Source organism: Streptomyces sp. NPDC046859, assembly GCF_040645135.1.
In the GTDB taxonomy this organism is placed as follows: Bacteria; Actinomycetota; Actinomycetes; order Streptomycetales; family Streptomycetaceae; genus Streptomyces.
Map to the genome: position 1 here is coordinate 190,623 of NZ_JBEYXR010000006.1, position 19,997 is coordinate 210,619.

Annotated in this window: 23 protein-coding genes; 2 read left to right on the plus strand and 21 right to left on the minus strand. The window is 68.6% G+C overall.

Translation table 11 applies throughout. The annotated features are described in order from the left end of the window. Positions 1–121 precede the first annotated feature (121 nt). The gene (locus ABZ899_RS11185) at positions 122–412 is read left to right on the plus strand and encodes a hypothetical protein (protein ID WP_361344044.1); all 291 of its coding nucleotides are present in this window, start codon (positions 122–124) and stop codon (positions 410–412) included. Positions 413–606: 194 nt separating this feature from the next. After that, positions 607–1,227: a hypothetical protein gene (locus ABZ899_RS11190; protein WP_361344047.1), complete on the plus strand. Its 621-nt coding sequence runs from the start codon at positions 607–609 to the stop codon at positions 1,225–1,227. Positions 1,228–1,283: 56 nt separating this feature from the next. Here the strand turns inward: ABZ899_RS11190 and ABZ899_RS11195 are convergent, their stop codons facing one another. The 21 genes from ABZ899_RS11195 to ABZ899_RS11295 form a co-directional block, all read right to left on the minus strand. Then, complete coding sequence (locus tag ABZ899_RS11195) at positions 1,284–1,457, minus strand: hypothetical protein (protein WP_361344050.1); 174 nt, start codon at positions 1,455–1,457, stop codon at positions 1,284–1,286. A gap of 3 nt (positions 1,458–1,460) precedes the next feature. Beyond that, positions 1,461–1,790: a hypothetical protein gene (locus tag ABZ899_RS11200; protein WP_361344052.1), complete on the minus strand. Its 330-nt coding sequence runs from the start codon at positions 1,788–1,790 to the stop codon at positions 1,461–1,463. Positions 1,791–1,973: 183 nt separating this feature from the next. After that, positions 1,974–2,294, minus strand: a complete 321-nt coding sequence (locus ABZ899_RS11205; RefSeq protein WP_361344055.1) for a hypothetical protein — start codon at positions 2,292–2,294, stop codon at positions 1,974–1,976. A 37-nt stretch (positions 2,295–2,331) separates the two neighbouring features. After that, on the minus strand, positions 2,332–2,691 hold the full coding sequence (locus tag ABZ899_RS11210) for a hypothetical protein (protein WP_361344058.1): 360 nt from the start codon (positions 2,689–2,691) through the stop codon (positions 2,332–2,334). Between the two features lies 1 nt (position 2,692). Further along, positions 2,693–3,682, minus strand: coding sequence for a hypothetical protein (locus ABZ899_RS11215; RefSeq protein WP_361344061.1), 990 nt, complete (start codon positions 3,680–3,682; stop codon positions 2,693–2,695). Between the two features lie 63 nt (positions 3,683–3,745). Continuing rightward, on the minus strand, positions 3,746–4,366 hold the full coding sequence (locus ABZ899_RS11220; RefSeq protein WP_361344064.1) for a hypothetical protein: 621 nt from the start codon (positions 4,364–4,366) through the stop codon (positions 3,746–3,748). Between the two features lie 13 nt (positions 4,367–4,379). Next, positions 4,380–5,012, minus strand: coding sequence for a hypothetical protein (locus tag ABZ899_RS11225; RefSeq protein WP_361344066.1), 633 nt, complete (start codon positions 5,010–5,012; stop codon positions 4,380–4,382). Beyond that, the gene (locus ABZ899_RS11230; protein ID WP_361344068.1) at positions 5,009–6,010 is read right to left on the minus strand and encodes a DUF5047 domain-containing protein; all 1,002 of its coding nucleotides are present in this window, start codon (positions 6,008–6,010) and stop codon (positions 5,009–5,011) included. The genes ABZ899_RS11225 and ABZ899_RS11230 overlap by 4 nt, the downstream gene beginning before the upstream one ends. Before the next feature lie 93 nt (positions 6,011–6,103). After that, positions 6,104–8,338 carry a hypothetical protein gene (locus tag ABZ899_RS11235; RefSeq protein WP_361344070.1) on the minus strand — a complete coding sequence of 745 codons (2,235 nt, stop codon included), beginning with the start codon at positions 8,336–8,338 and terminating at the stop codon, positions 6,104–6,106. Positions 8,339–8,348: 10 nt separating this feature from the next. Next, positions 8,349–12,869, minus strand: coding sequence for a hypothetical protein (locus tag ABZ899_RS11240; protein WP_361344072.1), 4,521 nt, complete (start codon positions 12,867–12,869; stop codon positions 8,349–8,351). Between the two features lie 21 nt (positions 12,870–12,890). Next, positions 12,891–13,241, minus strand: a complete 351-nt coding sequence (locus ABZ899_RS11245; protein ID WP_361344075.1) for a hypothetical protein — start codon at positions 13,239–13,241, stop codon at positions 12,891–12,893. Between the two features lie 59 nt (positions 13,242–13,300). Beyond that, positions 13,301–13,717 carry a hypothetical protein gene (locus ABZ899_RS11250; protein ID WP_361344077.1) on the minus strand — a complete coding sequence of 139 codons (417 nt, stop codon included), beginning with the start codon at positions 13,715–13,717 and terminating at the stop codon, positions 13,301–13,303. A gap of 111 nt (positions 13,718–13,828) precedes the next feature. Next, complete coding sequence (locus ABZ899_RS11255; RefSeq protein WP_361344080.1) at positions 13,829–14,431, minus strand: phage tail protein; 603 nt, start codon at positions 14,429–14,431, stop codon at positions 13,829–13,831. A 60-nt stretch (positions 14,432–14,491) separates the two neighbouring features. After that, positions 14,492–14,872: a hypothetical protein gene (locus ABZ899_RS11260; protein WP_361344082.1), complete on the minus strand. Its 381-nt coding sequence runs from the start codon at positions 14,870–14,872 to the stop codon at positions 14,492–14,494. Then, a complete protein-coding gene (locus ABZ899_RS11265; protein ID WP_361344084.1) occupies positions 14,872–15,144 on the minus strand; it encodes an HK97 gp10 family phage protein in 273 nt (90 codons plus the stop codon). Before ABZ899_RS11265 ends, ABZ899_RS11260 begins: the two co-directional genes overlap by 1 nt. Positions 15,145–15,210: 66 nt before the next feature. Further along, positions 15,211–15,564, minus strand: a complete 354-nt coding sequence (locus ABZ899_RS11270; protein WP_361344087.1) for a hypothetical protein — start codon at positions 15,562–15,564, stop codon at positions 15,211–15,213. Beyond that, on the minus strand, positions 15,542–16,555 hold the full coding sequence (locus ABZ899_RS11275; protein ID WP_361344090.1) for a glycosyltransferase family 4 protein: 1,014 nt from the start codon (positions 16,553–16,555) through the stop codon (positions 15,542–15,544). The genes ABZ899_RS11270 and ABZ899_RS11275 overlap by 23 nt, the downstream gene beginning before the upstream one ends. Then, complete coding sequence (locus tag ABZ899_RS11280) at positions 16,552–17,163, minus strand: hypothetical protein (protein ID WP_361344093.1); 612 nt, start codon at positions 17,161–17,163, stop codon at positions 16,552–16,554. The genes ABZ899_RS11275 and ABZ899_RS11280 overlap by 4 nt, the downstream gene beginning before the upstream one ends. A gap of 1 nt (position 17,164) precedes the next feature. Further along, complete coding sequence (locus ABZ899_RS11285; protein ID WP_361344627.1) at positions 17,165–18,163, minus strand: glycosyltransferase family 4 protein; 999 nt, start codon at positions 18,161–18,163, stop codon at positions 17,165–17,167. Positions 18,164–18,235: 72 nt separating this feature from the next. After that, complete coding sequence (locus tag ABZ899_RS11290; protein ID WP_361344096.1) at positions 18,236–19,183, minus strand: phage major capsid protein; 948 nt, start codon at positions 19,181–19,183, stop codon at positions 18,236–18,238. 69 nt (positions 19,184–19,252) lie between these two features. Beyond that, positions 19,253–19,873 (minus strand): hypothetical protein, encoded by a 621-nt coding sequence (locus tag ABZ899_RS11295; protein WP_361344098.1) that lies wholly within the window; start codon positions 19,871–19,873, stop codon positions 19,253–19,255. Positions 19,874–19,997 lie beyond the last annotated feature (124 nt).

Consider the following 19,997-nt stretch of genomic DNA (forward strand, 5'->3'; position numbering starts at 1 on the left):
CGGCGCCCGTTATCCGTCATAGATTTTCGACACAAGTTATCGACATGAACTTCCTGCAGGGATACGCTCGTTGACGAGATGACGGCAAACGGTGGTTTGCCGTCAAACTTCGATCAGAGGGGTGGAGTTGGGAACGGACCAGCCCAGGGCTGCAGTGGCCCTCAAGGCGAGAATCGACGCGACGACACAAGGACTGGCCTATCAGTGGGCCGAGCTCTGGCTGGAGCGGAACCCTGACGCGACGGCCAAGGAGCTCCTGCTCTTCCTGGCCGAGCGGGCCGAGGCGGCGCGCCGCGAAGCTATCCGCGCCGAGATGGCGGCATGCGAGCTGGACGAGATCGCTGCAGCCGAACTGGTCGACAAGTACATGGACTACCGAGAGACCATCGTCCGGGAGCTGGACGGCGACTGATCCAGCACCTTGCGGGCCCCGCTCCTCAGTGGGAGCGGGGCCCGGATATTGCATGTTATCGAGAGCAGGGATGCCCAACTTCCGTGTCATACGGCAGCGATGGCGCCCCGCCCGTGTCACGGCTCGATGACAGCCGCACACCTCTCCCCTGCATCCGGTCTACGGTGTTCCGGTCTTCAACCTTGGGGGGAATCATGCGTGTTCGTATAACTGCCGCTACCGGTGTCCTGCTTCTGGCTGCTCTGACCGCCTGCGGTGGCGGGGACGACAGTTCGCCGAAGCCGGAGGCGGCCCCGACGTCGGAGCCTGCGCCGAGCAGCGAGCCGTCGGCGGGGACGGTGGAGGAGAGCGCGAAGCTGGGGTCGCCGGCTCGGACGACGGGTGACGGTGGCACCGGGGTTCTGGAGATCACGCCGGACACGGTCGTGTTCACGAAGCAGGGCGGCAGCGAGACGTCCGCGAACGGCACCTTCGTCGTGGTGACGATGAAGGACAAGGCGATGACCGCCGTCGCCGCGGACGAGCCGGCGCCGATCACGGGGCAGGGCTGGAAGTGGATGGCGCCGGACGGGGAGATGATCGGCTGGGACAGCGGTAACTCGACGAGCGTCACGGTGGGCCAGTTCGAGAACGCCGACCCGGTGCAGCCGGGTGCTTGGCAGTGGCGGTCGCAGGTGTTCGACCTGACGCCGGAGCAGGCGAAGGGCGGGACGCTCATCTACATCGACGGTGAGGAGAAGGCGCACCGCTGGCAGATGCCGTCGGAGGACAGCGGCCCGAACGTGGCCGCAGTGAAGAAGGAACTGCAGCCCTGAGGGCATGACGAAGCGCCCCCACTCCCCCGCCGTAGCGGAAGGAGTGGGGGCGTTCGTCATGCCGCGTCGTCCGGCAGGGGTTCGAGGGGCGGGTCGTAGACCGGTTCCTGGAACGGCTGGATCGCCGGTGCCGGTATCGGTGGCGGTTCCTCTTGGCCGAGGGCGACGAGGGAGCCGATGTCGGCGGCGGTGTCGTCACGCCGCGGGGGGCGCTCCCGAGCTTCGGGCATGGTTCACACTCCAGTTCGATCACGGCGTTCCCGCTGTGCTTTCAGTAGCAGCCGGGTCCGCTGGACCATCAGCACAACAACGGCGGCGACTGCCACGGTGCGGATGCTGCGGAGGACGGTCATTGCGCAGTCGCTGCCCTGCAGCACCGTGGCGAGCACCGTGTAGAGGCAGAGCAGACCGATGGCCGCGGCGAAGCTCATCTGGTTGCGTCCTACCTCGCTCCTCCACCAGGGTGCCCGCAGGTGGTAGGTGGTCACGAAGATGGCGCAGGCGAGGGCCCCAAGCGCCGACATGACCGCGTTCATCCAGGAGTCGACCCCCATGTCTGTCATCGTGCTTCTCCTCTGCGGGCGCTGAAGGCTGCTTCCACCTTCTCCGCCCAGTGGTTCTCTATGCGGGCCTGCCGGATGGGGGCTACGGCTGCCCGGACAGCGGCCCAGCGGTTCTCGGATTCCTGGCGCGCCTCGCGGGCCTGCTCCAGCGCAGCCTCAGAGTCGGTGGGCTCGCTGCTTTGGTCACCGCCGTGCACGAGGCGCCGGATCCATCCGAGCATCCGCTGTCACCTCCTCCTCGTCCGCCTGCCCCGGGTGGGGCAGTGCGGTGAGGATGTGCCCGCCGAGTTTCGCCATCTCCAGCAGCTCCCCCGTCTGTTCGTGCTCGACCTTGCGGGACGCCTCCGACTCCAGGTAGGCGGCCCGCCAGTTGTCTCTGTCGGCGAGGGCGTCCTCGTGGGTCTTCCGGGGGACGAGCCGGCCGGTCAGTATCAGCAGGACCACGATGACGAGGAGCGCTACGGCTCCAGCGTCGCCCGGGTTGACGCCGAAGACCTCGCTCACTGCGCCCTCCCCTTGTGGTTGTAACGGTTGCACCTGGTCAGATGCGTGGCGGCTCGGCGGTCGCGGGTGCGGACGGATTCGTCGGGGCGACCTGGCCGCGGGTGAGCAGGCCGAGGACGGCGAGGACGACGGCGTTGAGGGCGCCGATCTTCTCCGGTCCGAGCTCCAGCCCGTAGGCGGCGAGCAGCGCGGCCACGGCGGCGACGAGACCGGTGAACGCCGACGGCGCGATGGGCCGGGTGACGGCGGCGGTGGCCGCGGCGAACACGGCGGAGATGACGGCGACGATCGCGCCGGCCTGCTCGGCGGACAGGCCGAACTGGAAGGTGACGAGCAGGGACAGGCCGGCCGAGACGGCGGCGATGATGAGAGCGGGCTCTCTGCCGAGGATCTTCATGTCAGGACTCCTGGTTCTGGGTGACGTCGATGTCGACCTTGATGACGGCGTCGGCGATGGCCTTCTCGACGGCCGCGACGACGGTGTTGGTGTCGACTCCGCTGCCGACCTTCTCGGCGAGCGCGTGGATCGCGGCGGACTGGGCGGCCACCGTGACGGTGAGGGAGCGAACCCGGTTGCCGATGTCCTTCAGGTAGGACTGCGGCTGCCAGTTGACGTTCGTCTTGCGGTCCGGGGCCGTGTCCGGTGCGGCGACCTGGTCGGTCTTCCAGACGGCGTCGTAGATGTCCTGCTTGGTCATGCCGGCCAAGGGGTCCTCCTCGGGGGTGGGCTCGCCCTTGGCGAGCTGGATGACACGGGCGAAGTCCATGGAGCCCGGGTCGCCGTGGTCGTTCTCCGGGACGTGCTGGTGGCCGCACCAGCCCTTGAAGGAGCGCCACGTGCTCATGGACATGCGGGCCGGGCTGGCCCCGTAGGAGGCCGGGGCGACGCCAGGGCGGCGGGAGTCCTTGCCGTAGGCCAGCCAGTCGCTTACGCAGGTGAGGGGCACGGCGTGGTAGTCGTGCAGCCAGCGCACCAGCCAGGCGACCTCGGCGAGCGCCCAGTCGGGGGCGGTCGGCCAGTGCAGGTAGTCGATGCCGGCCTTCTTGCCCGACCAGGTCGTCTTCTTGGAGTCGTCGCAGGTGCCGACGAGTTCGATCTGGAAGGTGTTGGCGGTGTTCGTCTCGACGCCGCCGAGCTTGTTGGCGAGCGCCCGGGCGGACTCGTCGACGTCGTAGTGCTGGTACCAGCGGATCCTCTTGCCCTTGATGTCGGGCACGCCCGTGACGGTGGGAGCCATCGCGCCACCGTTGTAGGAGGGCAGGGTCATGCCCTCGGTGGTGTGGACGACCCCGCAGTTCACTTCCATGTCGGAGCCGGAGTAGCGGCCAGCGCCGTAGAAGTAGGCCTGGCTGGCGCCGGGGATCTTCTGTGGTCCTGTGCGTGCCAAGGTGGGCCCCTTTCGGGCATGAAAAAGGCCCCGGTCAGGGGCGCGGGCGGTGGAGGCTGGAGGTTAGAGGCTGACGGTGACGCCGTTGAAGCCGATCCACGGGGGCTTGACGGACGAGGAGAAGCCGAAGACCTCGAGCACGCCGTCGGTGCGGATGTCCATCTTCAGCGCGATGCGGTCCGAGTTGGCGTCGGAGCAGGGGATGAGCACGGTGCGCAGCGTCGACGGCCTGGCCGCCGCGGGCAGGGCGCTGTTGTTGACGACGTAGCTGCCTGCCGGGGAGCTGGGGTACGAGGACCGGCCCAGACCGCCCCGGAACTGCAAGCTCTCCTCGCCCGAGATGTTGAGGATGCGGTACTGGAGGGTGCCCTGGCTGTTGCCGTTCTGCGTCCACGGGGAGGCCGGGGTGACGGTCTTCCACGCGGACTGGCCCACCGACACCGCCACCCAGGCGGTGCCGTCGTACAGGTCGAGGCGGTTGATGTCCTGCAGCCACGACAGCATGCCCTCGACCGGGGCGTAGTCGCCGACCAGTGTGGAGCCGCGTGTCGACGCGGACGCGAAGCGGAGGACGCCGCGGGGGATGACACCATCGGCGAGCAGTTTGATCGCTTCCGGGATGCTGGGGGCGTCGGTGAGCTGCCACAGGCCGATGCCTTGGCCGTAGTTGTCCGGGGTCGGCACAGGCCCTCCCTTTTCAGAGGTCGTAGTAGCAGCCGTCGAGGGCGAACCAGTCGGTGTGGTTGGGGCTGACGGAGCCGAAGACGGACATGACGCCGTTGGGTTGGATCTCCATGACGGCGATGCCTTTGGTGTCCATCGAGTAGTTGCGGCGCCCCACCCAGGTGCGGACCACGGACGGGCGCGCGGCTGTCGGCAGGGCGGTGGAGAAGTTCGTCTGGCTGGTCACCGCGCTGGTCGCGTCGACGCTGCCGCGCAGCTCGACACGGGGTGTGCCGTGGGCGGTGACGATGCGGTACTGGGCGGGCCCGAACACCGTGTGCGTGCTGGTGAACCCGGAAGCCAGCGGGATAGCCGTCCACGCGCCGGCCGGGGCGGTGGTGCCGGCAGTGCGGCCGTAGGCGAGGAGGTTGCCGTTGCCGGACTGGGTGACCACGATGACGTCCCCGACGGCCGGGGCCTGGTAGGTCTCCATGCGCCGGTAGGTGAGCCCGTCGGCGACGACGGTGCCGTTGGCGCCGACGGTTTCGACGGTGGCGAGCCACCAGTTGGCGCCGCGCACGTTCGGGTCCTGTGCGCCGACCCGGCCTGCCTGCCGTTTGAGTGCTCCGGCGAGTTGGCGGGTGCTGGCGTGGGAGGACTTGCTCACGCGTCCTCCTTCGCGGAGATGGTGGCGATGGGGAAATCACCACCCAGGTCGAGGGGGACGGAGAAGCTGGCGACTTGGTGGAGTTCGCGGCTGCCGTCCGGGTGTGTCACCCGCAGCACATCCCCCGGCTCCAGCGCCGGATTGGGCAGGGAGCTGATATCCCCGGAAGCGTTGGGCGCCTTGGCCTTCGCCAATTCCAGGTTCGCGGCCTGCGCGCACGCGCTCGTGCTGATCAGCGTGGACGACGAGATGAACTTGGGCCGTCGTCCGAACGGGCCGCCCCAGTAGGTCGGCGAGTTCGGGTCGTTGTCGACCGCGAGATGCGAGACGGGGGGCACGTTGTCGGCCGTGTTCTCGCCGCGCGCCAGCACCCCGTTGTACACGTTCTCGCTGCTCATGCCGCGGTTCGCGGAAATGTAGACGCCGCCCTCAGTGGCTTCGATCGCCCACACCGGTGGCGTCGTCATCAGGTCCGGCAGAGTCGAGATGACGAACACTCCGTCGGCATTGCAGTACACCTCGGCGCCTGCTGCGGCGGCGATCTCCTGGCAGCCGCCCCACGGGTCCGCCTCCACATCGAAGGCCCGCGACCCGATCGGGGTGTCCTCGATGAGGCTGACGATGTCCGCAGCCGGCAGGCTCCGCTGGATCAGAGCGGTGACCGCGCCGACGACAGTGCCGGTGGCCAGGTACGGTGCGGTGAACTTGTCGTCGTCGACAACCGCCTCCAGCCCCTTCCCTTGCAGGGTGACGGGGCCTTCGTTGACGTTGCCGTCGACGGAGTCGAGGCGGAAAAGGCCGAGCGGCACCAGCTCGCTGGAGCCGTCTCCGTACTCCACGCCGCGGGCCACCCGCAGTCGGGCACCGTAGGTGGCGAGCTGATCCGACGGGGTCCGCGGGATCAGAGCCGGGTCGGCGACGGTGATGGAGCAGGTGCGGCGGACCGCGTTGCTGCGGTCCACCGTCACCGAACCGCCCTCATGCTCCAGGTCGATCACGCGGCCGTCGGTGAGGAACAGCTGGACTCTGGTGGCCGGCGCGTGTGATTCGGCGAGGCGGGCTAGGAACCGGTCCGATACGGGGTACACGCGTCACCCCAATCGGCGGTCGAGCAGCAGATCCTCACTGGTCGCGTACACCGACAGCAGGTCGGCGCAGGTCGCGAATTCGGTGACCACGTCCTGCCAGGTCCGGCCGGCCGGACCGTTGATGCCGGTCGTCACCGGCATGTCCGCCTCGACCAGCGGAAGCGTCCACGCCCGCCACTGGTCCTGCGCCAGCGGAGACACCCGGGCTTCCGAGACTTGGCCGACGTTGACGTACATGTCGGCGACGCCCATGCCGGGGACGGCCTGCCACAGCAGCGTGTTGCCGGAGTCGAGGAGCAGGTGGAGCGCTGCCCGCTCGTCGTCCGATCGGGTCCGGATGGCGAGGTCGCCTTCCAAGCCTTGCCGCCGCCCGGAGAAGATGACTTTGTTTCGGCGGCCTCGGACGACGTGGACGGCCTGCTCGACGGGCCGGTCCCAGTCCGGGGCCTTCTCCACCACCACCCGCATGTTCCTCTGTGGATTGCCGGGGTCTTTCAACCAGGCTTCGTTGATGTCGGCGAGCGTCAGCTGCACCGCGTCCGAGAATCTGGTGGAGGACAGCAGACCGCCCGCGGTGTAGAGCTCCACCTGGTAGTAGAAGGATGCGCCCAGCGGCGCCTCGTGGTCCTCGACGATCAGGGTGTCCGAGGTGACGGTCTGCCGGTCGATCAGCCCGGCTGTGCCGCGGACCAGGGTGCGGGCACCGTCGGCGCCGACCCGGTACACGGTGACCAGCGAATCGAGTTCCAGTTCCCGCAGGACGAGGCTGATGTAGCCGCCGTCCGAGTTCGCCGTGACCGCGGTCTGCGGCAGCACCTCCCACAGGGTCACGCTGTCGACGTGCAACACCGAGCTGGTCGCCGACGCGGTCACCACGAGCTCAACCGACGCCGTCACAGCACCCGCCGGGGAGGTGGCATCGCTGGCCAGGGAGTACCAGGACGTCCCGGGCAGCGAGTACACGTTGCCGGTACTGGCACCGAGGTCCGTGTTCGCGGCATCCCACCAGCGGACACGAACCCGCACGGAGGACCAGATGCCGGCGGCCGGGTGCACCATGGCCGCTGCCCGCCAGCTCTTGCCCGCCGTCACCGGGAACCTAGCGCTACGCAGGGTGGACGCGGTGGCGGTGGCGCTGGTGGCGGCGAGCGCGTAGGAGCCCTCGTAGAACGAGTTGCCCCACGGTGTGGTGCGGGCAAGCGTGGCCACACCCGAGGGCACCGTCCAACCGGCGACGCCCTGCTCGAAGCTGGAGTCCGCATACGTCACAACCGAGCCGACCTGCACCTTCGGCGCCACGATCACGCCGACGGTCTCCAGGCGGAGCACCTGCGCCGCCGACGCCCCATCCAGCCCGGCCGCGATGCTGCAGGTCGCGGCGTTCGCCGGGGCGACAGCGGACACCCGCTGCCGGTACACGCCCGTTCCCGGCGGCGCCAGCGTGCTGCGAGTGGCCTGCACCTGGTTCCCGGCCGCGTCATAGAAGCGGAGCTCGATCCACGCGGTCGCCGACAGGGTGGGCGGCTGCAGGTAGGCGAACCCGAGATACTCCACACCCGGGGTGACCGTCGGCCGGGCCACGGCCAGGACGGATGCGTTACCGGCGGCGACCGCGGTCATCGCCAGCATGTGCCCGCCGGACAGATAGCTGGACACCGACCACGACACCACCGGCACCTGCCGGGACACCGTCGCGTTGACGACCGCAGCCCACCCGGAGGCGTTGATCTCCGACGACTCCGTGTTGAAGTCGAGCAGGTTGCCCAGGGTGCTCTTGGGCAGGCCGAGGTAGATGTTCTCCCAGAAGTGGGAGACCGGCGGCGTCCCGGTCTCGGTGCTGCTGAGCAGCACCTGCGCCTGCGTCGCCCCCACCGGGGCTGGCCCGGCCACGCTCACCCGGTGCCAGCTTGCGGACGCCGTCATCGTCGACAGCGACCACGTGATGCTGATCTCCGTGCCCGCTGCGTTGAGCCAGCGGATCCCGACGCGTTCCGCCGTCGCCGACGCACCGGCCGTATCCGCGAAGCAGTAGTACACGGTGCCCGCGTTGACCGGGTAGGAGGAGACGGTGCGGGCCTGCATCTCCCCCGCGCCGACCGAGCGGACGGACAGGCAGCCGTCACCGCTCCGTCCGCCCACCCCCTTGCCGATCGTGCAGTTCAGCTTGCTGGTCCACCCCGACGTGTTCGGGTCGATGGACTCGGTCGTCGAGCTGAGGAGGTTCCCGGGGATCGCCACAGTGACCTCCTCAGCCCGCGTTGAGTACCTGGATCAGTTCGCCCTGCGCGTTGCGGACCTCGGCCCGTGCGATGTCGGTGATCTGCTCGTTGCCGACGAACACCGCCACCTGCAGGTCGCCCAGCTGCTGCTGAGCCGACCGATTCGCCAACGTGGTGAGGGCGCTGGCCTGCGCCGACGTGAACACCGGCTCAGGCCGGCCGGTCCCGTTGTAGGCCAAGTTGAGGCCTGGCTGCAGGTAGCCGCCGCTGTCGTAGGTGCCGGGCTTGAACCCGTACCACGACGTGAACAGGGGGCTGTTGTAGCCGCGGGCCCGCGAGCCGACCACGACGCCGTCGCCGCCCCGCGACTCCACCTTCGTCTTGCCGATCGTGCCGGCCGTGTGGCCGACTCCGGCGTTGGTGATGCCGACCTTGAAGGCGCTGTTGCCGTGGTACACCCAGCCGGGCGGGGCCGTCCTTCCGGAGAAGGCGTGCGTGGACCAGCGGCGGTGCGGCTTCTGCCCGCGGATCACGGACTCGATCGCCGACATGAAACCGGAGCAGTCCCAGCTCGGGTTGCCGTTGCCGCCCCACTGGTAGGGCTTGCCATGCTGCGTCTTCGCCCACTTCAACGCGGCCTGGATCCGCGGCCCGCCGATGCCCCCGGCGCCCCGCTTGTCGGCCTCCTTGCTGTAGCCGAACAGGGCATCAACGATCTTTGTGGGGATGCGGCGGATCATCTTGCCGATACCGGTGTCCATGCCAGGGAAGGACTTCAGCAGCGGGTCCACGACGTTCTTCACGCCGGCACGCGCGGACGCCTCCAAGGTGTCCTTCAACCAGGAGGCGCCCTCCTTCACCTTGTTCCAGGCCGCCGAACCCGCACCGGCCACCGCCGCACCCGCCGACTTAATCCATCCGAAGACGCCGCCATCGGCGAACCGCTGGTGCGGGAACACACCACCGGACGCGTAGCGCAGCGACCGATCCGTCGACGTGGCTGGGTTCCCGGCGAACGTCGGCGCCAGTGCCGCCTTCACGCCCTCCGCGCCCCTGGAGCGGGCGATCGCGTTGAGGGAGTGCACGAACCCGGAACCAACCGCGCGCGTGAACTCCGGGCGCATGATGGCCTCGCCACCGGACAGGTCGAGCATGCCGCCCGTCGGAGACACGAACCGGTGCACGTCACGGCCCGGCGTGTACCCGGGCAGGACACCACCCGTGGCGAAGCCCTTCGGGTGGAACTCCTTCAGGGTGGGGGCGCCGAACGCGTCAGCGACCTTGTTCCACACCTTGACGATGCCGCCGTTGTAGACGGTGTCGATCACGAACTTCACCGGTGCTTTGGCGATGCCCTTGACCTTGTCCCAGGCCGTTTTGATGGCGTCCTTCGCGGTACGGAAACCGTCAGCGACCTTCCCGATGGCGGTCTTCAGGGTTTCGAAGATCGGTTTGATGCCGTTCCGCCACACGGTGCCGATCGCGCTCTTGATGCCGTCCCAGACCGGCTTCACGACCTTGTCGCGGAGCCAGCGGAACACCGGCGCCAACACAGTGTCGATAGCACTCTTGATGGCGGTGAACGCGGGCTTGATGCCCTGCGACCAGGCGAACCGGATCGCCGAACTGATCGCCGAAAACACCGGCTTGATCACCGTCTGGTACAGCCAGCGTGCCACAGTCGCAAGCAGCCGCAGACCCGCCATGAACGCGTCCACCGCAGGCTTGACCATGACGTTCCACAGCCACTGGGCAGCCGCACCGATGCCGGAGAAAGCCGGGCTCAGCACGTTGTTCCACAGCCACATCGCGATCGCGGCCACAGCCTTGAAGATCAGCATGATCGGCGTGAACACGAGCACGACCAGCACCGTCAGCAGAATCCGGGCCGCCATGCTGATGAACGAGAACGCCGGGCTGATCGCGTTCTTCCACAGCCACACAGCCCACGTGCCGACAGCCTGGACCGCCACCACGATCGCCGCGAACGCAGGCTTCAGCACCGAGTTCCACACGAACAGCGCGGCCGTCTTGATCGCATCCCAGGCGGTCAGGACGGCGTTACGGAACCCGTCCCAGTTCTGCCAGGCGTAGATGACTGCCACGACCAGCGCGGCGATCGCCGTGACGATCAGGCCGATCAGGTTGGCGCGCATCGCCGCGTTCAACGCCAACGTCTGTCCGGTCAGCAGAGCCGTCGCGATCGTCGCCGCGGTCTGCGCGGCCCGCCACACGCCCAACGCCAGCGCCGCCAGCTTCGCGCCGATCGCGATCGACGCGAACGCCACACCCAGAACGGTCAGCACATTCGCCGGAATAGCGCTGACGCCGGTCGCCAGGGCGTTGATGAACGACACGGCAGTGCCGCCCAGCGGAGCCAGCGCCACACCCAGATTCAGCAGGGCGCCGAACAGATTGCCGAACGCCTCGGCGAGGATTGGCCCCTGCTCGGACGAGTACGCGAGGAAGCGTTCGAACTCAGGGCTGCCCTTCAGGCTGGTGCCCCAGGTCGCGAACCGCTGCGTGATCGTCTGCATGCGGTTCGAGATCGAGTCCATGTGCGGCAGGAAGGCCTGGATGACCCCGGCCATGCCCTTGAAGATGTTCCCGAACGCCACACCCAGACCGGTGATCGCGGGCTTCACCGAGCCGGCCAGATCCTCCTTGAAGGACTTCCACCACGGGGACTTGAACCCGCGGGACGCACGGTCCTGCAGATCACCGATCGCCTCCGCGGCCTGCTTCACGAACGGCGTCAGCCCCGGCAGCGCGTTCTTCATCCCGTTCAGCGCCCGGGTGAAGATGGGCATCACCGCAGGCTGCAGGGCCTTCGACCAGGCACTGAACGCGTCCCGTAGACCGAGGTAGGCGTCCATCGTGTCCCGGGCCGCCGGGGTCAGCTTCGCGAGTTCCGCCTGGTACTTGGCCTGCGCGATCGCCGCCTGGTCGACGCCGCCGGCCGCCGACAGGGATGCCGACTGGATCTGCCGCTGCGCCGATGCCACCGAGTCCGCGGCGTTCTGCTGGGCCACCGCCACATTCGCGGTCGCCTCACCCACACGCCTCTGGGCCTCCGCGACCTGCCGGGCCGTCTCCACCTGCGTGCGGGCGGCGTCCTGCTGGGCGTCCTTCACCGCCCGCGCCCGGTCCGCGACCGCACGCTGAGCCTCGGCGACCCGCTCCTGCGCGGTACGGACCGTGTCCGAACCCTCGACGCCCGCCTTGTTCGCTGCCGCGGTCTCCGTCTTCAGCCGGGCCGTCTCGGTCGTCTGGTCCTTCAGCCGCTGCACGGCCTGGTCGTAGGCGAGGATCGCCTTCTGCTTGTCCAGCTCGGTCGCGTTGGCGTTTTGCAGCACCTTGTCGCGCTCGAGAGTCGCTTCCTTCAGCGCGATCTCCGCGTCCCGCTGCGACAACACCGAGTTGTCCAGTCGGGTGTTGAGATCCTCCAGCTCAAGAGCGGCCCGCTTCCGGGCATCGCTCAAGTCCTCCTGGGCACGCCGAGCGTCGCGCTGGGCGTCCGCGAGGGACCGCTCAGCGTCCTTCACCTTGCGCGCCGCCTCAGCGTTACGCTGCGCGGCCTGCGCGACCGCATCCGCCGCCGCCTGCTTGGCCTGCTTCACCTGCGCCTGAGCCTGCGCGATCTGCCGCGCCCCATTACGCTCAGCCGTGGCCAGAGCCTGCTGAGCCCCAGTCATCTGCAAAGCCTTCGACGCGCCCTGCGAGTTCGACTGCCCGCCCCGCAGGCTGGCAGTCGTCGCCGCATCCTGAGCCGCCTTCTGCGCCTGCAGCGCCGACGCAATGCCCTTGAACGCCGGGGCCGCGACCAGCGCAATCGACCCGATCCCCACACCGGCGGCAGTAGCAGCGGCAGCGATCGCCCCCAGGCCGGCCGCAACCACGGGCAGAGCCGGGATGATCGCCGGTCCGAACGCGATCGCCGCCGTCGCCAAAGCACCCAGACTGGACACTGCCGAACTCGTGTCCACGTCCACGCGGGCGGACTGGCCATCCAGGCGGTTGACCTGAGCCTGAAACGCCGCCAGCTGTGCAGCCGCAGCTCCGGCGTCAACACGGACCGCCACGTCAGCGTCGGACGCCGACAGTTGCTGCAGGCGGGCCTGCAACTGGGCGATCGCCGCGTTCGCCGTCGCTGTCGACACGTCGATACCGATGCGGGCGTCCGCCAGCGCCCGCATCTGCGCCCGGATCTGATAGATCTCCCGCTCAGCATCCGAAGAGTCCGCGCGAAGCCGCACCTCAGGCAGAGAGGCAAGGGCCGCCTCCAGCGTCGCCTTGAAGGTCCGACCGAACGTGGAACCAGTCGAACGCCCCTGACGCGCGGCAGCCGGCTGCGCCTGCTGGCCGCCCCGATTGATGCCCTGCACGAACGCGTTCGCGACATGCGACGTCAGGTAGCGGCCGATGACCCGACCAACTTCGTCGCCCACCTCGTTGGCGGCCGGCACCAACTGGTTCTGCAACCGCTGCCGAACACCCTGCGCATTGGGGACGACATCGACCTCGACGGAACCGACGGAGATAGCAGGCACCGGGAGCCTCCTCCCAGCGCCCTACGCGGCGCCTCCATGAATCAGCTCGAAGAGCTTGTTCGCGGACTGGTCTGTGAGCTGAGCCTTCGCCCTCTTCACGCCCACACCCGGGCGGCGCATCGGCTCCGGGGCCTCAGGACGCTTCGACTTCTGCTCGATGTTCACGCTCCACAGCGCCCACTCCACACGCCGTGTGGCATCCACGTTCGCCGCGATGAGCTGCTCAAGCTGGGACCAGCGGCCCTTCTCGGGCTGGCCCTTCTCCCCCTGCTCCGCCAGCTGCTGCGGAGTGAGCTCATTACGCAACGCCGTCCAGGTCGCCGACTCGGGCGGCAGATGCTGGATCAGGACCCGCAGCCTGCGCCACGACATCCGCCCGCGATGCACATCGAGCAGGTCGACGCCGTGGTAGTAGCGCAGGAGGTCGGCCTCTACCGCCTCGGCGTGCGCCTCGACGACGCGGCGGGTCCACGCGAGTTTCCCGGCCCCTCACCCGCCTGACGGCCGGCGTCCTCCGTGAAGTCGGCCCACTCCTGCATCGTCGGGTCCAGCTCCACGTACAGGTCGTAGTCGTCCGGGTGGAACACCTTCTCCGCGAACTCGTCGATCATTCCCTGGCGCAGCATGCGCTGCCACGATGCCCTCCACGCCGCCGGGGGAACGACCCGCACGTCCTCACCGCACAGCATCGCGGTGACGTAGTGGCCGTCGGCCTCGATCTCCTGGGCCTCAGACGCCGAGACCTCGACCTCGTCGGCGTCGGTGCGGCGTGCGGTGGCGGGCCGGGCCGCCGCCCTCGCGGCGGTCCGGGGCTTCCTGCTGGTGGTGGTCTTGCGCGTAGTAGCCACGGCGCGGGCTCCTTCTCTCTGTGGCGCGGGCGAAAACTAGAGGTGGGCGGGCCGGGCCCGCGCCAACGGTCGGCACCGCCCTGAGGAGTGCCTACGGCCCGCCCACCCGTCTCAGGACCCGGTGTACGCCGCCGTCTCCGGCACCCGGTCGAAGTGGTAGACGGTGTTCCCCGACGCGTCCGGGTAGGCGGTGATCGTCCACTCGAAGCCGGCGATCTCGTCCTGCTTGTGCGCCACGTCCGAACGCTCGGTAATCTCGCCCTCCGGCACGTAGAAGCCGCGCTGGAAGTTGTCGCCGTCCAGGACGACGAACCAGAACGCCCGCCGGTCCGGCTCCGGCGACGCGGTCTCCGCGAACGACGTCAGGCCCGCGGTCGGCGTCAGATCCGTCGCGTCGACCCGGTACTGCAGCGACTGCACGATCACACGACCCGTCTCCCACACCGTCAGCCCGAACGTGCGCAGGCTGGACGTGATGGTGGTGCGGATCGGGGACGTGAACCCCCACGGCGTGAACGACTGCGAGTCCTCGTCGAAGCCCTGCGTCAGACCGTCCTCCGAGATGGCGCCCAGCGGCGTCCACGGAGCCAGCGGCTGCACCGCCGGATCCCCCGGCGACGACGTACCCAGCGGAGCAGCCCAGCCGCCGCCGTTCGCCCCCACCTCGAGGAGATCCGCAGCGCGGGTGATGTTGACCATGATGTCTCCAGACATGCGAAAGCCCGCGCACGGGCGGGAACTTGACGGGTCCGGCGCGGGCCCAGACAAAGCCGGTCAGGAGACCGGGTGGAAATAGATCTCGTAGGTGGCGCCCATGCGGCGCAGGTTCGGGTTCTCATACGGCCGCCAGGCCGGCGCCGAGAGTGTCGACACGCGCCCGAAGACAGCTGCCGCCGTCTGTACACCCCTCAGCTGGTTCACAAGCTTGTCGCGTGTTCGCCGTGCCAGCAGTGATGCTGCGGCTCGGTCTGCTGCGTAGCTGTCGACCGTGACCAGGGCCCGGTCGAGGCGGATACTGTCGTCGTCGCCGCCGATCCGCTGCACCTGGTTGATGGGCAGCACTTCGGTGAGGTTGGTCGGCAGATCCGTCAGGTGCCGCACATTCAGCTGCGCCTTCAGCCAGGCCACCAGCTCGGCTTCGACGTCAGGCCACATCAGTTCGCACCACCGCTCTGCGCCGCTCGCAGCAGGACGTGGTGCGCGGGGACCCGTTCGGTGCCGTACTCCACCCAGCGGGCATAGTAGGACGGGTTGCGGACGTAGGCGACGGCACGGTCCCGGCGGCGTCCGCCCCGGCTGGTGCTATCTGTCTCCCATGCCGACTTGTACTGGCCGCCTTGCGGGCCTTCGTACACAGGAGAGTTTCCCTGCGCGATGGCCTTGATGACGTTGGCTCGGCGCAACATCTCGGCTTCCATGCCGGGCATGCGAAGCATCTCGCCGACGCCCTTGCGTTTCATCTTGAACCGGGCAGGCACAGGCCACCTCCCTGGTCAGCCGGTGACGAGTTCGAGTGCCACCACAACGGGGCCGGTCGAGGCCGTGAAGGGCGAGCGGAAGCTTCCCGGCTGGCCCTCGACTTCGTAGAGCCGACCATCCACTCGGATCTTGTCGGTGGCTCGGATGTCCGTGCCGTAGGGCGCATACAGGGTGAGGCCGGTGATGACGGTGTCCCGAGCGTCTGTCAGCTCGTTCGACGCTGAGCCCGTCCCGTCTCGGGGGGCCACTCCACAGCCGGGTACCGGGATCTCTGTCGGCTCTCCCGGTACGTCGTTACCGTAGGAGTCCTCCGTCGGCTCGCCTGGCCGGACGATGGTGACGGTTTCACCGTGCGGCAGCTCGTGCACGCGTCACCCCCTCCACGGCGTCGCACCAGGCATTGAGGTCACTCGTCGGATCGAGCGCCTTGGAGCGCGCGACGGCCCTCCGCGAGGCATCCCTGTAGGACCCCTCGTGGTCGAGCCGCTCAATAGCCGCCTGCCATGCCGAGAGGTCGTCGCGTTCGCAGAAGACACCGGCGTCGCCGAGGGACTCTCGCAAGCCGTCGGTGGGGTGTGCCAGCACGGGAATGCCGGAGGCCATGGCCTCCACCCCGACGCGTCCCCACGACTCGTAGTCGGACGGCATGAGCAGAAGACGGGTCCGGGAGTACACCTCGTCACGCATCTGCCGCCCGGGAACGTGGTCCAGGACCAGCACGTTGTGCAGGTTGGGAGGCTGCTGCTCCCCGTAGGCACCCCGTACTGCAAGGAACTTGCGCTCTGGCATCCGCTGAGCGAGTGCCGCAAGTACGTGGGCGCCCTTTCCGAGTGTGCAGTTGATGAGGGTGATGCAGTCGCCGCGTGTCGTCCGGTACTCCTTCGCCCAGACCGGCGGCCGAACCACCAGCACTCGGTCGGGGCGACGCCCCTCACCGAGGGCAGCGGCGGCCTTCACGCGCATCCACTGCGAGTTGACGACCGCCAGCGCGCAGGAGCCCGCTCGCAGCGGAGCCCATGTCAGGTCGAACGTGTTGTGGCACACCACGATCAGCGGCACCCCGTAGCCGCGGGCCAGGCTGGCCGACTCGGGAACGCACTCCAGGTGGCTGATCACGGCGTCCGCACGCGGGACCGCCTTGGCGAAGAGGCGGTCGGCTCCCGCCGAGTGCGGAACCACCTGAACGCCATCAACACAGTAGGTGTCGCGACTCCCTCCCGAGCGGGACAGCCGCACCGTCACTCGGTGTCCCCGACCGGCGAGAGCTCGGAGCATCTCGTGAAGCGCCCATTCGGCGCCGGCGTTGTGATCCGGCGGGTAGGCGTGGACTCGAACCAGGATGTTCAGCGGACCCGTCACCGGTACCTCACCATCGACATGCCAGCCGTCGGCCGGTACCCGGCATCTCTGAGTTCTCGCCGGTCCTCATCCGTCATTAGCACGCCTGTTCCGACGCCTGAGCCGTCAGTGCGGTAGCTGTACGGTCCGATCGTCTCGCCGGTCACGCCGCCGGCCACAGTGGGCGCGGTCAGGGTGCGAAGGACCATGCGGGCCACGACAGCTACCACGTCATCGGGGACGGCCAGGTCACCGTGGCTGTAGGTAATCCGGTAGGTGCCCGGGTAGGCGTCGCCGTCATCTCGCCAGTCCTCTGACAGGTTGATGACCGGGGAGTCGGCGACGACTCGGACGATGTCGAGTCCGTCCCACTGCCAACCGACGACAGGCACATCCGGTGCCCCGCCTGAGCCGACCGCCACAACTTGAGCGACATCGATGACGGGGCGTTTCGGTAGGCGGATCTCGCCCTGCTGGGCACGCACGACCACGGTCTCGTTGTCGGTTCGCGTGAAGTCCTGCCTGGTGAAACGGCGAACCTTCGCTGAAGCGTCGGCTAGGAGAACCTGAGCCCTGGCCTCTTCCTGACCGAGCAAGGGACGCCCGAGCCGATCGGACAGGTCCGTCAAGCTAGCGAGGGGAAACACGCTTCGCCACCCCCTCCATCGCGACCGCCCATGACTCGAGTTCGGCTGCAGGGTCAAGCCCGGCAGCGCGGGCTGCGGCAGCCCTTGACGCCTTCGGATAGACCTTGGGAGAGAACAGACGCTTTACCGCAGCTTCCCAGGCGTCGATGTCGTCACGGTCCGCGAAGATGCCTGCCTCGCCGAGCGACTCCATGAGCCCCGGAGTGGGGTGTGCGACGACCGGGATTCCGCTGCACATGGCTTCGACGGCCACGCGACCGTAGGACTCGTACACGGAAGGCGCCAACAGCACCCGGGTGCGGGCGTACACATCCTTTGCCATGCGGTCCCCGGGAGTGTGGGGGACGATCTCCACATTCGGCAGGTCATCCCGCACGATCTGCTCCCCGTAGCCGCCGATCACGCCCAGGAATCTCCTTTTGGGCATCCGCTCCGCCAGCGCGTAGAAGACCTTGGCGCCCTTCTCCGCGGTGAGGTTGATCAGCGTTATGGAGTCTCCCGGCGTTGCCTTGTAGTCGTCGACGGCGACGGGCGGGTGCACGGTGATCCCCCACGGCATGGGGCGGTCTCCCCGGTGCACGCGCCACCATGCCTCGGCGTCTGCCCGCATCCACTCAGTGTTGTAGACGATGAGGGAAGGCGAGCCTTTCACCAGCCACGACTTCGACTTCTCGTAGGTGTTGTGCAGCAGGTGCACTACTGGAATGCGGTTCAGCTCACCGAGCACGGAGGCGCGAGCAGTGTTCTCGAGGTGCGTCACGATGACGTTGACTCGGCGCTCACCACGCATCCACGGCGATGGATCGGCCTTGCCCCGGTACGGGTGAACCCGCACGTCGTCGATGGAGTACTCGCAGTCCGCCGCCGCCGGCTTTGACAGCAGCACGTCCACTTCGTGACCCCGACGTGCGAGTTCCCGCAGCATGCTGTGAGCCGCCCATTCGGCTCCTGCATTGTGGGCTGGTGGATAGGCGTGCAGCATCGCCAGAACCCGCACGACGGTCTCCGATCTTTTGGCGGCCGGCAACCCGTGCAGGTTGCCGACCGCGCTCGGTCAGGACGCGGCGGTCGTCGCCTGAACCACTCCGAACGGCGAACGGGTCGCCGAGTTGGTGTTCAGGCGGGTCGCCGGGTTGGCCGTGGCGAACGCCACCCGCATCACCACGCGCATGGCGACGGAGTCCTGCTGCATCAGGTTGAGGACGACCTTGCCGTCGTCGTCGGAGATGACGCCCTCGGTGAACAGCTTGAAGCTGATGTCCTGACGCACGCCCACGATGGCCTTCGACCAGTCACCCATCAGCAGTTCGGCCTCGGACATGTCCCAGGCGCCGTTGGTGAGCTCCGACATCGGGTAGCCGTACAGGGTGCCGCCCAGCTGGCCCTGCAGGTTCGGCTGGTAGATCGGCACACCCTGCTCGGACCGCATGGTGTTCAGCTTCCACGTCAGGCCGGGCCGGCTGATGAAGCCGTTCACCGCGAAGCCGTCCGCAGCCACCTTGCCGGCGGCCTCCGCGACGTCGACGGCGAAGTCGACGCCGGCGCCGGAGATGACGGTGTTGCCCGCCGCGACCGCGGACTGGTAGACGGCCGCCGGCCACGTCGACGGCTTGTCCAGCCCGAAGAGACCTGCGGCGTCGAGCTTGGCGCCGATGGCCTCCACGAGGCGGGGCCGGACCTCGTTCCAGATCGGCATCTGGGCGTCGTCGAGGTAGGCCTCCGGGATCGGGACGATCGCGGCGATCTCCTCGGCGACGAGGTCGACGTTCTTCCAGTCCTGCGACGTGGTCTGCTTCAGACCGGTGTCGCCACCGACGAAGTAGGCGAGCGGCAGCACGTCGAGGACGGGCTGGCGCTGCGTCTTGGACGACATCGGCACCCTGCGGGCGCGCTGCAGCAGCGCCGAGGCGCCCGGCAGGTCCTGGATGATGTCGGCGGACACCGGCTCCGGAACGAGCGGGTCGTTGCTGGCGTCCCGGCTGATGAGCGAGTTGTAAGGCACGGGGTCTCCTCTCGAAAGTGCAGCGACCCCGGCCCCGTGCTGGAGATTCCGGTGCTGCGGTGAACGTGGTTAGCGGCCGGCCATTCGCCGGATCCATTCGTCCGGGCTGGTCGTGGCCGTCCCGGAGGCCGTTGCTGCGCCCGGCGTGAGGGCCTCGACGGGCCTGTGCTGTGCCGGGGCGGCGGCGGGTGAGGCAGCCTTGAGGCGCTCGGCGAGCGCCTCCGCGCGGGCGTTGATTTCGTCGGAGCTGCCGGAGCCGAGCAGGTCGATCAGGTCCGGCGGGATGTTGTGCGTGGCGGCCGCCATCAGGCGGGCGTTCGTGGCCTGCAGGTCGGCGAGCTGCTGCTCGACGCTCTGGGCCCGTTCGGTGGCCCGCTGGAGTTCGGTCTTCTGCGTGTCCTCGAACTCGGCGTACTTCTGAGCCGCCTCGCGCAGCTGGTCGATCTCGTCCTTCGACTTGAAGCCGAGCGCGGTGAGGTGCTGGCGCTCGTGCTGCCTGGACAGGGCCTTCCACTTCAGTGCTTCGGCCTCCCAGTCGGTGACCTCGGCCTTGCCCTCGCTGGCCTTGCCGTGGGAGGGCTGCTGCTGAGACGTTGCCGCCTGCGCGGGGATCTGCCCTGCGGCCACTGCTTCCGCGGGGGTGGGGACCGCCGGCGTGCCGCTGGCCGTCTCCGTGGTGTTCTCGGACATTGATGGACTCCCATGTCGGGTGCGCCGCCCTGCCGGCGGACGCGGTTTCGGGGAACGCAAGAAGGCGCCTGCCGTGTCGGCTGGCGCCTTCAGTGCGAGAAGGCAGCACCGTGCGGTGCCTTGC

Bases quoted from the DNA above. Each gene is read 5' to 3' on its own strand.
- ABZ899_RS11190 (WP_361344047.1), top strand. From the start codon at position 607: ATGCGTGTTCGTATAACTGCCGCTACCGGTGTCCTGCTTCTGGCTGCT.
- ABZ899_RS11195 (WP_361344050.1), bottom strand. From the start codon at position 1,457: ATGCCCGAAGCTCGGGAGCGCCCCCCGCGGCGTGACGACACCGCCGCC.
- ABZ899_RS11200 (WP_361344052.1), bottom strand. From the start codon at position 1,790: ATGACAGACATGGGGGTCGACTCCTGGATGAACGCGGTCATGTCGGCG.
- ABZ899_RS11210 (WP_361344058.1), bottom strand. From the start codon at position 2,691: ATGAAGATCCTCGGCAGAGAGCCCGCTCTCATCATCGCCGCCGTCTCG.
- ABZ899_RS11245 (WP_361344075.1), bottom strand. From the start codon at position 13,241: ATGTCGTGGCGCAGGCTGCGGGTCCTGATCCAGCATCTGCCGCCCGAG.
- ABZ899_RS11255 (WP_361344080.1), bottom strand. From the start codon at position 14,431: ATGTCTGGAGACATCATGGTCAACATCACCCGCGCTGCGGATCTCCTC.
- ABZ899_RS11260 (WP_361344082.1), bottom strand. From the start codon at position 14,872: ATGTGGCCTGACGTCGAAGCCGAGCTGGTGGCCTGGCTGAAGGCGCAG.
- ABZ899_RS11265 (WP_361344084.1), bottom strand. From the start codon at position 15,144: ATGCCCGGCATGGAAGCCGAGATGTTGCGCCGAGCCAACGTCATCAAG.
- ABZ899_RS11285 (WP_361344627.1), bottom strand. From the start codon at position 18,163: ATGCTGCACGCCTATCCACCAGCCCACAATGCAGGAGCCGAATGGGCG.
- ABZ899_RS11295 (WP_361344098.1), bottom strand. From the start codon at position 19,873: ATGTCCGAGAACACCACGGAGACGGCCAGCGGCACGCCGGCGGTCCCC.